Origin of the sequence: Microbacterium sp. M3, assembly GCF_033548675.1 — a bacterium.
GTDB lineage: Bacteria > Actinomycetota > Actinomycetes > Actinomycetales > Microbacteriaceae > Microbacterium > Microbacterium arthrosphaerae.
The window spans coordinates 1-12,194 of record NZ_JAWTZT010000009.1; the positions used below are offsets into that span (position 1 = coordinate 1).

General features: G+C 71.9%; 13 protein-coding genes. 7 read left to right on the top strand and 6 right to left on the bottom strand.

Features of this window, described 5'->3' with window-relative positions; translation table 11 throughout:
* Positions 1-568: 568 nt before the first annotated feature.
* The 4 genes from R8Z57_RS17205 to R8Z57_RS17220 are packed head-to-tail and all read left to right on the top strand — an operon-like array spanning position 569 to position 2,769.
* On the top strand, positions 569-706 hold the full coding sequence (locus R8Z57_RS17205; RefSeq protein ID WP_318355011.1) for a hypothetical protein: 138 nt from the start codon (positions 569-571) through the stop codon (positions 704-706).
* A gap of 47 nt (positions 707-753) precedes the next feature.
* Complete coding sequence (locus R8Z57_RS17210; protein ID WP_318355012.1) at positions 754-930, top strand: hypothetical protein; 177 nt, start codon at positions 754-756, stop codon at positions 928-930.
* Between the two features lie 60 nt (positions 931-990).
* Entirely contained in the window at positions 991-1,788 is a 798-nt protein-coding gene (locus R8Z57_RS17215) for a hypothetical protein (RefSeq protein WP_318355013.1), read from the top strand.
* 39 nt (positions 1,789-1,827) lie between these two features.
* On the top strand, positions 1,828-2,769 hold the full coding sequence (locus R8Z57_RS17220; protein WP_318355014.1) for a hypothetical protein: 942 nt from the start codon (positions 1,828-1,830) through the stop codon (positions 2,767-2,769).
* Positions 2,770-3,373: 604 nt separating this feature from the next.
* Here the strand turns inward: R8Z57_RS17220 and R8Z57_RS17225 are convergent.
* From R8Z57_RS17225 to R8Z57_RS17245, 5 genes are all read right to left on the bottom strand, one after another.
* Positions 3,374-4,438 (bottom strand): 1-acyl-sn-glycerol-3-phosphate acyltransferase, encoded by a 1,065-nt coding sequence (locus R8Z57_RS17225; protein ID WP_318355015.1) that lies wholly within the window; start codon positions 4,436-4,438, stop codon positions 3,374-3,376.
* Positions 4,438-5,370 carry a patatin-like phospholipase family protein gene (locus R8Z57_RS17230; RefSeq protein WP_318355016.1) on the bottom strand — a complete coding sequence of 311 codons (933 nt, stop codon included), beginning with the start codon at positions 5,368-5,370 and terminating at the stop codon, positions 4,438-4,440. The genes R8Z57_RS17225 and R8Z57_RS17230 overlap by 1 nt, the downstream gene beginning before the upstream one ends.
* 142 nt (positions 5,371-5,512) lie before the next feature.
* Positions 5,513-6,400, bottom strand: a complete 888-nt coding sequence (locus R8Z57_RS17235; RefSeq protein WP_318355017.1) for a glycine betaine ABC transporter substrate-binding protein — start codon at positions 6,398-6,400, stop codon at positions 5,513-5,515.
* 17 nt (positions 6,401-6,417) lie between these two features.
* Positions 6,418-7,416, bottom strand: coding sequence for an ABC transporter permease (locus tag R8Z57_RS17240; protein ID WP_318355018.1), 999 nt, complete (start codon positions 7,414-7,416; stop codon positions 6,418-6,420).
* A complete protein-coding gene (locus R8Z57_RS17245) occupies positions 7,413-8,786 on the bottom strand; it encodes a glycine betaine/L-proline ABC transporter ATP-binding protein (RefSeq protein WP_318355019.1) in 1,374 nt (457 codons plus the stop codon). Before R8Z57_RS17245 ends, R8Z57_RS17240 begins: the two co-directional genes overlap by 4 nt.
* Positions 8,787-9,640: 854 nt before the next feature.
* Between R8Z57_RS17245 and R8Z57_RS17250 the strand changes: the two genes are divergently transcribed.
* The 3 genes from R8Z57_RS17250 to R8Z57_RS17260 are packed head-to-tail and all read left to right on the top strand — an operon-like array spanning position 9,641 to position 11,657.
* Positions 9,641-10,027, top strand: coding sequence for a GntR family transcriptional regulator (locus R8Z57_RS17250; RefSeq protein ID WP_318355020.1), 387 nt, complete (start codon positions 9,641-9,643; stop codon positions 10,025-10,027).
* Positions 10,024-10,965 (top strand): ABC transporter ATP-binding protein, encoded by a 942-nt coding sequence (locus R8Z57_RS17255; RefSeq protein ID WP_318355021.1) that lies wholly within the window; start codon positions 10,024-10,026, stop codon positions 10,963-10,965. Before R8Z57_RS17250 ends, R8Z57_RS17255 begins: the two co-directional genes overlap by 4 nt.
* Positions 10,962-11,657, top strand: a complete 696-nt coding sequence (locus R8Z57_RS17260; protein WP_318355022.1) for a hypothetical protein — start codon at positions 10,962-10,964, stop codon at positions 11,655-11,657. The genes R8Z57_RS17255 and R8Z57_RS17260 overlap by 4 nt, the downstream gene beginning before the upstream one ends.
* A gap of 97 nt (positions 11,658-11,754) precedes the next feature.
* Here R8Z57_RS17260 and R8Z57_RS17265 read toward each other — a convergent pair whose 3' ends face one another.
* The gene (locus R8Z57_RS17265) at positions 11,755-12,189 is read right to left on the bottom strand and encodes a hypothetical protein (RefSeq protein WP_318355023.1); all 435 of its coding nucleotides are present in this window, start codon (positions 12,187-12,189) and stop codon (positions 11,755-11,757) included.
* Positions 12,190-12,194: the final 5 nt, after the last annotated feature.

The following is a 12,194-nucleotide window of genomic DNA, read 5'->3' on the forward strand; positions in this document are numbered from 1 at the left end:
ATCACCTGCGGACGCCCCGAGCCCCGGGCCGAAGGTCGGCCGCGGCGGCCCGCACCCGCGTTGCGCAGGCGAACAGGGCTTCCACAGGACCCGAAGCCGCCCCCGGCTCCTGCACAGGGCCCGGTCACCTGCGGACGCCCCGAGCCCCGGGCCGAAGGTCGGCCGCAGCGGGCCGCACCCGCATTGCGCAGGTGAACAGGGCTTCCACAGGACCCGAAGCCGCCCCCGGCTCCTGCACAGGGCCCGGTCACCTGCGGACGCCCCGAGCCCCGGGCCGAAGGTCGGCCGCAGCGGGCCGCACCCGCATTGCGCAGGTGAACAGGGCTTCCACAGGACCCGAAGCCACCCCCGGCTCCTGCACAAGGCCCGATCACCTGCGGACGCCCTGGCCCCCGACGGAGGTCGGCTGCGGCCGCACCCGCCACGGCCTTCCGCAGGCGAACAGGGCTTACATAGGACCCGAAGCCGCCCCCGCCTCCTGCACAGGGCACGACCACCTGCGGACGCCGGTCGTGCCGAGCCTCCGGGCGCCGGGACGCGCGCCGGACCCGCGCATAGGATGGACGGCATGGCGGCGGAAGACGACGAGTACAGCGGTTTCAACGACACCCGGCAGCGGCGCGTCAAGATCGTCGCGTGGGTGACGATCGTCGCCCTGATCCTCGTCGGCGGCGGCGCCACCGTCTTCGCGCTGCTCTTCGGCTGATTCCCTCGCGCGTCCGGTTCCGCTAGCCTCGGGCCAGGAGGACGCACATGACCGGGAAGCCGTCGCTGTGGACGCGTGTGAAGCACTTCGTGTCGCCGCCCCGTGAGACGTACGACACCCGCCAGGCGCGGCCGGGCGAGCCGGGCCCCGGGCCTGGCAAGGCGATGTACGACGCCACCGACCGGCGCCGGCATGGCGGCACCATGGAGATCGGCGGCCACTGAGCCCGGCGCTCAGCAGACTCCCGGAGACAACCGCGCTATATCGCGATTAGCATGGGCAGGGTGGAGCCGATCCTCCTGATCGTGTCGACCTGGTGGTGGATCGCCCCGGCTGCTGCGGGTGCCGGGGCGGCGACCTATGCCGGTCTGACGACACGCGTCCGGCGGGCCCGCCGGCTCGAGCTGGATGCCGCGCGCCACGAGGAGTCGCTGGCCTACCGCGCGCTGGTGGCGGCGAAGGCACGGGTACGGACGGCGCAGGCCGACGTCATGACCTCGAAGTCGCAGCCGGCGCATCGCGCGTACGACGCCCGGCGCGAGCTGCAGGTCGCGAAGCAAGCCGAGAAGACAGCGTCACTCGAGCTCCGCGCGAGCCGCTCGCGCGTCAAGGCGGGGTATTCGCAGTACCGCGCCTCCTCCGCCCATGACCCGCTGCCGATCGAGCGCCTGTATGCCGCTCACGACGCGGTGAACGCACGATGGCTGGCCTACGAGACCGACGTCGACAAGGCGCTCGCGCATCCGCAGATGACCGACTCGCGGCATCCGGCCACCGTCGTGTTCCTCCGTGCGCAGCGCGAGGCCCTGGCGAAGCGGCCGACGCTCCGCGATCGCGTCACTCCCGAGCAGTACGTGGAGTACCGCCTCGCCGTGCAAGATCTCACGGCCGCGTTCGACGAGGCCGAGCGGCAGGCGGGCGTCCCCGGTGCCGCTCGTGCAGCATCGCCCGGTGCGACGGCGGCGGCCGGCATCTCGGCGGCAGCAGTCGCCATCGCCGATCTCGCCGACCGGCTGCCGGCGCTCATCGCGCGCATGCCCCTTCCTCGCAATCAGGAGCCACCCGCTGGCAGGGTGCCCTGAGCCCGACGCGCGGCGTCCCGCGCCCGTTAGCATGACAGGGTGGACCAGGTCTGGGCCTTCATCGGCGACTACTGGTGGCTCGTCTTCCCGTTCATGGGGGTCATCGGGTGGGTCGGCAGCGCCTGGGAGCGCGGTGCCCGTCTGCGGCACAAGCGCCGCCTCGAGGTGATGCACGCGAAGGCCGAGCTGAAGGCCGCCCAGGCCGCGGCCCGAGGAAAGGCCGTGGCCGCGGCATCCCTCCCTCCGATCACCGGAGCGACTGCCGTGCCCGAGCCGGCCGCGCGCGAGACCCACGCGACGCAGCTCGAGCGGCTCTTCGCCACGCACGACGCCGTCACGGCACGATGGCTCGAGTACGAGCTGGACGTCGCGAAGATCATCGCCTTCCCCGCCATGAGCGACGGGCGGCAGCCGCTCACCGCCGCGTTCCTGCGGGCGAAGCGCATCGCCGACGGACTGCGCCCGGCCTCGCCGAAGGCGCGGCTCTCGAAGGAGCAGCTCGCCGAGTACCGCAACGCGGTCGCCGACTTCGAGGTCGCCTTCGACGTCGCCGAGCGCGACGCACGGCGCATCCGCGACTCGAGCTTCACCGAGGTCGAGCGCAAGCGGCTCGAGACCGCCAAGAAGCTGCTGACGGTCGCAGTCGACGAGGCCGCCACCTCCGCCGAGCGCCAGCTCGCGTACCGCCGCGTCCGCGAAGAGCTCGACGGTTTGCTCTCGCTGTCGGATGAGGCGATCGAGGTGCTCGAGAAGAAGGTCATGCTCGAGCTGGGGCCCTCGCCTTCGACGACGGATGCCGCAGCCCCGACGACTGCGACTGCTCCCCCGCCTTCGCAACCGGCGCCGGTCGCCGAGCCCGAGCCGCTCCCCGCTCCGAAGCGCCCGAGCACGACGCCACCCGCCGCCGCGCCCTGGCCGGTGCCGTCGCGGGGAAACGGCGACGCGCCCGGTCGCGTGACGCACCCCAAGCCCCACCGCTGACCGCCGACCGCGTCCGTACCCGCCTGGGCCACGGTCGTTCAGCGAGCGCAGCGAGACGAAACGCGGCGGCGCGACCGGAGTAGAGCTGTGCGCCGGGTCGCTGCCGTTTCGTCTCGGTCGCTGCGCTCCCTCGCTCAACGACCGGGAAACCCCTGCCCCGGTCGTTGAGAGAGCGCAGCGAGACGAAACGCGGTGGCGCGACCGGAGTAGAGCTGCGCGCCGGGTCACGGCGGTTCCGTCTCGGTCGCTGCGCTCCCTCGCTCAACGACCGGGAAACCCCTGCCCCCGGTCGTTGAGAGAGCGCAGCGAGACGAAACGCGGTGGCGCGACCGGAGTAGAGCTGCGCGCCGGGTCGCGGCGGTTCCGTCTCGGTCGCTGCGCTCCCTCGCTCAACGACCGGGAAACCCCTGCCCCGGTCGTTGAGAGAGCGCAGCGAGACGAAACGCGGGGGCGCGACCGGAGGAGAGCTGCGCGCCGGGTCGCGGCGGTTCCGTCTCGGTCGCTGCGCTCCCTCGCTCAACGACCGGGAAAACCCCTGCCTCCGGTCATTGAGCGAGCGCAGCGAGACGAAACGCCCCCACCGGCCGGCCCGCGGCAGCCGCCGTCAGCCGAGCTCGGGGTGCTCGTCGATCCAGTCGTCGATGCGCGCGAACCAGTCGAAGAGCCACGCCGCACGTGCGTCGAGGTCGTCCGGAATCTCCGCGCGGGGCACGCGCCACGCGCGCATCGTGATGCCCTTGTCCATCGGCAGCTCGCGCCAGATGTCGCGCAGCGTGACCAGCCGGTCGAGCCCCGTGTGCGCGATGAAGACGACGTCGGCGTCGGGTGCGGCATCCAATGCGGCATGCACGCCGCCCGGCTGCGGCGCCATGACGTGCCGCAGCGCCTCGGCGCGCTCGGCCATCGTCTCGCGACCCGCGTCGCGCAGGCGCTGGATGCGCGAGAGACGCCGCGCGGGGCTGATGTTGCCGCCCTCGGGGAAGATCACGTACGCGTCTTCGGGTCCGAGGTCGCGCGCCAGCTCGGCCAGCGCCTCTTCGACGCGCACGCCGCCGCCGCGCGGGACGCGGCCGAAGCCGGAGGGCACGATGAACCGCGCCGGGATCCGGTGCAGCAGGATGTCGATCGCCGGGTCCCACTGGAGCGTGTACTTGAGGACGATCCGCGGCCGCCGCGCCACCTCGTTGAGAAGCGTGTGGATGAGGATGAACGAGTCGCCCGGCCCGCCGTGGCGGCTCGCGACCACGAGCGGGGTGCCGGGTGCGAACAGCTCGTCGAAGGCGGCGCGGCCGGTTGCGGCATCCGTTTCGTCAGAGCCGGTCGTGGTGATCGTGAGGCGCAGCACGCCGCCGAAGATCCAGAAGAGGAGCCGCAGCGCCCACGCCCCCAGGCGGTAGTGCGCCGTCACGAAGCCGGGCCGGCGCAGGGCGTAGCCGAAGCCCGACGCGATCCACAGCCCGAAGAGGGCGAGGACGAGCATCGCGTCCCACAGCAGGTAGACCGTCACGAGCCAGAGCACGCGCGGCAGCCGGAACCGCCCGGGCACGAGCGAGGTGAGCGCGAGGGCGACGAGCAGCCAGATCGGGGTGAGCGCCAGCATCGCCAGTGCGGCGACGATGACGAACGGGGCGAGGAGGATGCGGCGCACCCAGGTGGGCGGCATGCGCATCAGCCGCCACCCTCCGCGCCGCCCGCTGCGTCCGGGCCGTCCGCGCCGGACGCGCCGTCTGGGCCGGACTCCCGGCCCGCACCGTCCGCGCCGCCTGCACCGTCCGGGCCCAGTCCCCGATCCACGAGGAACGCGCGACTCGCGTCGTAGGCCGCGTCGATGCGCGCGCGGACGGTGTCCATCCGCCGGTACGACATGAGCGAGTCGTCGTCGTCCGGGCCGCCGCCGCTCGGCAGGACGTGCAGGTCGACCCCCTCGGGCAAGGTCGCGAGATCGCGCGCGTACCGATGGCGCCGGGCGATCTCGAACGCGACGCGGGCCGTCTCGACCGCCGAGCGCGGGGCCACGAGCGGCGTCTCGATGCGACCGACCTGCAGCACGAAGACCGTCGTGGCCCCGGCATCCACCGCCTGCGCGATCGGGATGGAGTTCACGATGCCGCCGTCGATGAAGTGCTCGTCGCCGATGCGGGTCGGTGGCAGGAGCCCCGGCACCGAGGCCGAGGCGAGGATCGCCTCGACGAGCGGGCCCGACGCGAACACGTGCTCGGCGGCGCGCTCGATGCTCGCGGCGACGACCTGCAGCCGCACCGGCAGATCTTCGAACCGGGTGCCGGCGCCGAGCGCACGCTCGAGCAGGTGCCGCAGCGGCGCGGGCGAGTTCAGGTGCGTGCGGGTCTTCACGAGCCGCGTGAACTGCGCGAACAGCGAGTCGCCGTAGACGGCGTTCGCCTCGGGCGAGGTCCAGGCGTCGAGCAGGCGGTCGATCACGGCGGGCGACGGGTCGCTCGCCACCAGCGCGCCGTTGATCGCGCCGATCGAGGTCCCCACGACGAGATCGGGACGGATGCCGCGCTCGAGCAGTGCCCGGAGCATGCCGATCTCGACGGCCCCGCGGACACCTCCGCCGCCCAGGACGAAGGCCACGCTCATGCCCACACCCTATTCGGTGCCCCGGCCGCAGCGTGCCGAGACGGGGCTGTGGCCTGCGGGAGCGCCGGGGCGTTTCGTCTCGGTCGCTGCCGCTCCCACGCTCAACGACCGGGATCGACGGACCGGTCGGTCGGCGCCCCGGTCAGCGGGTCAGCGCGTCCGCCCACTCCCGGTTGCCGGCGATCCACTCGTCGACCACGGGGGCGTAGTCGTCGCCGTCGTACTCGCCGAACATCGCGTCCTCGAGGGAGTACAGCAGCTCGTTGTCCATGCGGAAGTCCTCGAGCCACGCGGCGACCTCGGGGAAGTCGTCCACGAAGCCCTGCGATCCCACGGTGTGGATGCCCTCGGCGTCGCCGAGCAGCCCGTCGGGGTCTTCGAGGTCTTTGAGCGGGAACGCGTTGTAGGCCCAGTGCGGGCGCCAGAGCGTCACGGCGACGTCGCGTCCGGCATCCGTCGCCGCCTCGAGCTCGGTGAGCATCGCGGGCGTCGACGACGTCACGAACTCCATGCCCTCCAGGCCGTAGCCGGGGATCACCTCGTTCTGCGTCACAGTGACCAGGCCCGAGCCCGACTCGATGCCGACGAGCCGGTTGCCGAAGACCTCGGCGTTCGCCGCGAGCTCGGTGAGCGAGTCGACGGGGGCGTCCTCGTTCACGGCGATCGTGAGCTTCGCCTCGTCGTTCCACGCGCCGAGGTCGACGAGATCATCGCCGTAGGTCTGCATGTAGTCGGCGTGCGTCAGCGGCAGCCAGGTGTCGAGGGTGAGGTCGTAGTCGCCTCGCGCGATGCCGGTGTACGCGGCCGCGGGATCGGCGTACACGAGCTCGACCGTGTAGCCCTCGTCCTCGAGCACGGACTTCCACAGCTCGGACGCGGCGATGCCCTCGTCCCACCCGTTGAAGACGGCGATCCTGATCGCGCGGTCGCCCGCGTCGGCCGGGCTCAGCTGCGTGACCGCGCCGGTCACGAGCAGTCCGGCGGTGCCGGCGAGCGCCAGCCCGGCGGCGATGGTGCGTCGCATGGTCATGTCGTGTCCTCCTCGGCTCAGGCGTTCGCGGTCTCGGGGGTCCGCTCGCGCGGGGAATCGGATGCCGTGGCCCCGGCAGGCTCGTCCGCGCTGGGTCTGCGCACCTCGCTCCCGGCGGCGTCGGCGGGCCGGTCGGCGTCGGCGGCCGCGCCCGAGTCGGCGGATGCCGCTGCGCGGGCCGGACGCGGCCGCGGCGCGGAGAAGCCGGAGGTCACGCGGTCGAGGATCATCGCGAGGATGACGACCGACAGGCCGGCCTCGACGCCGAGGGCGATGTCGATGCGGCTGAGGCTCTGCACCACCTCGCCGCCCAGGCCGCCGGCGCCCACCATGCCCGCGATGACGACCATCGACAGGCTCAGCATGATCACCTGGTTGACGCCGGCCATGATGCTGGGCATCGCGAGCGGCAGCTGGATCTGGCGCAGGATGCGACCGGGGGTCGCACCGAAGGCATGGCCCGCCTCGACGATCTCGGGGTCGACGCCGCGGATTCCGAGCTCGGTGAGCCGCACGCCGGGAGCCAGCGCGAAGGCGATCGTGGCGACCATGCCGGGCACCGGGCCGACGCCGAAGATGAGCATCGCGGGGATGAGGTAGACGAAGGCCGGCATCGTCTGCAGGAAGTCGAGCACGGGGCGCAGCACCGCCGACACGCGGTCGTTGCGCGCCGCCCAGATCCCCAACGGCACCGCGATCACGATCGCGACGGCCGCCGCGAGGATCACCAGGGCGAGCGAGTCCATCGCGTTGGCCCATTGGCCGATCGCGACGATGACGAGGAGCCCCACGGCGCTGCCGACGGCGAGCACGAGCCCCTTCGACCAGTAGGCGAACGCGGCGACCACGAGGATCACGGCCCAGAACGGCGGAACCGACAGCGCCGCGTCGAGCCAGTCGTAGAGGCCGCCGAAGACCACGGCGAGGGTGTCGAAGACCGCGCTGAAGGCGTCGATGACCCAGCGGACGCCGGTCTCGACGACCGCGCCGAGCGGAAGGCGGAAGAGATCGTTCATCGCGCGGCTCCTTCCGTGACGGGGCGGTGATCGGATGCCGCGACCCGCGTGGGCGGTGCCGCCCTGCCGGCCGGCGCCATGGCGCCGGCACGGTCGTCGACCACCGCGAGCGTCTGCGCGATCTCGCTCGCCGGCACGGTCGCGGGCAGGTCGATGACGGGGTTCTCGCGCGTGACGGGCGGCACATCGCCGAGGGCGGCGAGCAGCGTGACGCGCGGGATCGTCCCGACGAGCCGGCCCGCGTCATCGATCACGGCGACGGGCAGCGGGCTCTCGACGGCGCGCTCGACGACGTCGGTGAGCGGGTCGTCGACGTGCACCGCCGGTCGGCCGGCGCGCACGAGCGAGCGCAGGTCGGTGCGTCCGTCCTTGACCGCCCGGATGACGGCGCGGTCGGTGACCGTGCCGAGGAACCGGCGGTTCTCGATGACCGACACGGCGCCCACCTGCTGGTCGCGCATGACGCGCAGCGCGCCGCGCACGCCGGCGCTGACGGGCGTCGTGGCCGCGGGCGGCGCCATGACCGAGCCGGCGGTGAGCACGCGCGCACGGTCGACGTCCTGCACGAACTGCGCAACGTAGTCGTTGGCGGGATCGGTGAGGATCTCTTCGGGTGTGCCGTTCTGCACGATGCGCCCGTCGCGCATGACCGCGATGCGGTCGCCGAGGAACATCGCCTCGTTGAGGTCGTGCGTGATGAACACGATGGTGCGGCCGAGCTCGCGCTGCAGCTCGACGAGCTGCTCCTGCATCTCGCGGCGGATGAGCGGGTCGAGGGCCGAGAACGCCTCGTCCATCAGCAGGATGTCGGTGCCTGCGGTGAGGGCACGGGCGAGGCCGACGCGCTGGCGCATGCCGCCCGACAGCTCGTCGGGCATCGCGTCGGCGCGATCGCCGAGTCCGACGCGGTCGAGGATCTCGCGGGCGCGAGCCCGTCGCTCGTCGCGCCCCACGCCCTGGATCTCGAGCGCGTAGGCGGCGTTGTCGAGCACCGACAGGTGCGGCAGCAGCGCGAAGTGCTGGAACACCATCGAGATCGAGCGCTGACGGATGCCGCGCAGCGCCTTGGCGGACGCGCGCGTCACGCTCTGCCCCTGCACGAGCACGTCGCCCGCGGTGGGAGGCAGCAGGCCGTTGAGCATGCGGATGATCGTGGACTTGCCCGAGCCGGACAGCCCCATGATGACGAAGATCTCCCCGCGCTCGACGGTGAAGCTCGCGTCGATGACGGCGGCGCTGCCCGCGTCGGCGACATCGGAGCGGGACTCGCCGGAACGCAGGCGCTCGACCACGGCCTTCGGGTTGCGGCCGAAGACCTTGTACAGGTTGCGCGCCTCGACGGCGGGCGGATTCGCAGTGGGAGTGGACACAGTGCACCTCGGCAGCACCGGCAGAGGGCGCTGCAGCGGTCACGCCCGGGTGGCGGACGTCCCCGCGGCGGATGTCGGATCCGCCGTCACGTCCGCCGACCATACGCTCACCGGTCTGACGCTCGGGCGTCACCGGAGACCGCGGACTGGTCGGGATGCGGCCCATGACAGGCCTCATCCACCGTTTCATGCGGCCGCATGGGTCGCAAATTCGACAGCCGCTGGCCCTTTGGGTAGCTCGCGCACGCGTAATAGCACGACCCGCGCCGGCCGGGACCGCCCCGGCCCGACGAGGTCCGCGCGTCGAGACAGGGGATTCCCGCCGAGCCCGGGGGCGACGTCCCATGTCTCGGCCGGAACGCCGTGTCTCGGCGGGAACGCCGTGGTTCGACGGGAACGCGGCGGTTCGACGTCCCGGCTCGGCATCAGGCCACCCGCGCAGGCCGGGACGGCCCTGGCCGGCAGGGTCCGCCCGTCGAGACAGAGGATTCCCGCCGAACCCGAGGGCGACGTCCCATGTCTCGGCCGGAACGCCGTGGTTCGACGGGAACGCGGCGGTTCGACGTCCCCGCCCCGGCCGGCAGGGCCCGCCCGTCGAGACAGGGGATTCCCGCCGAGCCCGAGCGCGAGGTCCCGCGTCTCGGCCGAAACGCCGTGGTTCGGCCACCGGGGCCGGCCACGCGGGACCGGCGCGTCGAGATAGGGAGTTGCCCGCCGAGCCCGAGGGCGAGGCCCCATGTCTCGGCCGGAACGCCGTGGCTCGGCGTCCCGGCGGGTCGCGCGAACGCGGGTTGCGGCATCCAACGTTCTATGGTTACTTAGTCAAGTAACTGACCGATCAAGCGGAGGTGGTCGTGATCGAAGAGGGCAAGGCGCTGTTCCTCCAGATCGCCGAGAGCGTGGAGGACGCGATCATCGACGGCTCGCTCGCCGAAGAGGCCCAGGCGCCTTCGACGAACGAGCTCGCCGCCTTCTACCGGATCAACCCCGCCACCGCGGCGAAGGGAATCGCGATGCTCACCGACAAGGGCGTGCTGTACAAGCGGCGCGGCATCGGCATGTTCGTCGCGGCGGGCGCGCGAGAACGCCTGGTGGGCGAGCGCCGCGCGGCGTTCGCCGACCGCTTCGTCGACCCGCTGCTGGCCGAGGCCCGCAAGCTCGGGCTCGGGCCCGACGACCTGGCACTGCTCATCCGCGACCGCGCCTCCGTGGCCGCCGACATCGAAGGGAACGCACGATGACGACCGGGACGCCCGTCATCGAAGTGGAGCACCTCACCAAGCGCTATCGCGACGTGGTCGCAGTGGACGACGTGAGCTTCACGATCGAGAAGAACACCATCTACGGCCTGCTGGGCCGCAACGGGGCCGGCAAGACGACCGTCATGTCGATCCTGACGGCGCAGAACTTCGCCACCAGCGGCGACGTGCGGGTGTTCGGCATGCACCCGTACGAGAACGCCAAGGCGCTCTCTCGCATGTGCTTCGTGCGCGAGAGCCAGAAGTATCCCGACGACGCCACGCCTCGGCACGCGTTCCGCATGGCGAGGCTCTTCTTCGACAAATGGGATCAGGATCTGGCCGACCGTCTCATCGACGACTTCCAGCTGCCGATGAAGAAGGCGATCAAGAAGCTCTCACGCGGGCAGCTCTCGGCCGTCGGGGTGATCATCGGGCTCGCGAGCCGGGCGGAGATCACCTTCTTCGACGAGCCGTACCTCGGGCTCGATGCGGTCGCCCGGCAGATCTTCTACGACCGGCTTCTCGAGGACTACGCGGAGCACCCGCGCACGATCATCCTGTCGAGTCACCTCATCGACGAGGTGTCGAACCTCATCGAACGCGTGCTCGTCATCGACGGCGGCCGGATCATCATGGACGAGTCGACGGATGCCGTACGCGACCGCGCGGCCACCATCGTGGGCGACACGGCCGCCGTCGAGGCGTTCGTCTCGGGCCACGAGGTGATCCACCGCGAGAGCCTCGGCCGCGTCTCGTCCGTGACCGTGCTCGGCACCCTCACGCCCGGCGACCGCGCCCGGCTCGCCCAGGCCGGCCTCGACGTCGGAGCCGTGTCGCTGCAGCAGCTCATCGTGCGCATGACCCAGCACGCCGGCCGCCACGTCACCGGCGACACCGTCGACGATCCGGCGTCCGCCGAAGAAGGAGCGCTCCGATGAACCGCACGCTGAACGTCGTTCGCCTCCAGCTCGTGAACAAGCAGACCTACATCTGGGTTCCGCTCCTCGTCCTCGCGGGTTCGTTCGCGATCTCGCTCGCGATCTACGCGATCCTCGCAAGCTCGGGGGTGACCGACACGATCTACGGCATGGGCGCCCAGGCCCCGCTCTGGTACTTCATGGTCGTCGGCATCCAGGCGCTGACCCTGACCTTTCCGTTCTCGCAGGCGCTGAGCGTCACGAGGCGCGAGTTCTACCTCGGCACGCTGCTCACGGCAGCCATCACGTCGGCGATCCTCGCGGCCGTGTTCATGGTCGGCGGCCTCGTCGAGCTGGCGACCAACGGGTGGGGGATCAACGGGTGGTTCTTCGTGATCCCCGGGATCTCCGATGACGGCGTGCAGGTCACGGGGCTCTTCTACTTCTCGGTCGCCATGCTCATCTTCGTCCTCGGCTTCTGGGCCGCGACGATCTACAAGCGGTTCGGCCCCCTGTGGCTCACGATCGTCCTCGTGGGGATCGGGCTCCTGCTGGTGGTGCTCATGTGGTACGTCGGCCTCCTCCAGGCATGGGACCGGGTCTTCGCCTGGATCGGCCAGCAGGGCCCCGTCGGCATGTCGCTCTGGGGGCTGCTGCTCGCTGCGGTGCTTGCCGGGGTCTCGTTCCTGACCCTGCGCAAGACCGTCCCGTAGGGGCGTCCCCGGGGTCAGGCTTCGACCCCGAAAGGCGGATGCCTCGGCCACGCGCACTGCGCGGGGTCGGGGCATCCGTCATCTCATGACGCGGCGGCTACGGGGCGATCGGCTCCCAGATCACCTCGGCCACGTCGAGCACGAGCTCGGGGCCGTCTCCGTCGCGCGCCCGGACCTCGCCGACGCACACGCACACCGCGTCGTTGAGCCGGCGGTAGGACGGATGGTCGCTGACGTGGAGCACCGAGCCGACCACCTGGCGCGCGCCGGCCGGCTGCGCGCGGCCGTAGCCCCGGCACTCGACGAGGACGGTCGCGCCGTCGTCGGTCTCGACGACGCCGCGCAGGTCGGGAAGGAACGGCCCCTCGGCCGTGCGTCGCAGCGGAAAGTTCGCGGCGCGGAAGCGGCCGGTCAGGGCTCCTTCGCAGACGCCGTCGGCGAAGTACAGGTGCTGCTGCCAGCCGCCCTCGAGCTCGACCGCCCAGCCGTCGGGGTACGAGAAGCGCAGGCGGTAGAGGTGCTCGAGTCGCATGGCGC

What these genes read in the sequence shown, in the direction of transcription:
- R8Z57_RS17205 (WP_318355011.1), top strand. Translation starts at nt 569, where the DNA reads ATGGCGGCGGAAGACGACGAGTACAGCGGTTTCAACGACACCCGGCAG.
- R8Z57_RS17210 (WP_318355012.1), top strand. Translation starts at nt 754, where the DNA reads ATGACCGGGAAGCCGTCGCTGTGGACGCGTGTGAAGCACTTCGTGTCG.
- R8Z57_RS17225 (WP_318355015.1), bottom strand. Translation starts at nt 4,438, where the DNA reads ATGCGCATGCCGCCCACCTGGGTGCGCCGCATCCTCCTCGCCCCGTTC.
- R8Z57_RS17230 (WP_318355016.1), bottom strand. Translation starts at nt 5,370, where the DNA reads ATGAGCGTGGCCTTCGTCCTGGGCGGCGGAGGTGTCCGCGGGGCCGTC.
- R8Z57_RS17235 (WP_318355017.1), bottom strand. Translation starts at nt 6,400, where the DNA reads ATGACCATGCGACGCACCATCGCCGCCGGGCTGGCGCTCGCCGGCACC.
- R8Z57_RS17240 (WP_318355018.1), bottom strand. Translation starts at nt 7,416, where the DNA reads ATGAACGATCTCTTCCGCCTTCCGCTCGGCGCGGTCGTCGAGACCGGC.
- R8Z57_RS17255 (WP_318355021.1), top strand. Translation starts at nt 10,024, where the DNA reads ATGACGACCGGGACGCCCGTCATCGAAGTGGAGCACCTCACCAAGCGC.
- R8Z57_RS17260 (WP_318355022.1), top strand. Translation starts at nt 10,962, where the DNA reads ATGAACCGCACGCTGAACGTCGTTCGCCTCCAGCTCGTGAACAAGCAG.
- R8Z57_RS17265 (WP_318355023.1), bottom strand. Translation starts at nt 12,189, where the DNA reads ATGCGACTCGAGCACCTCTACCGCCTGCGCTTCTCGTACCCCGACGGC.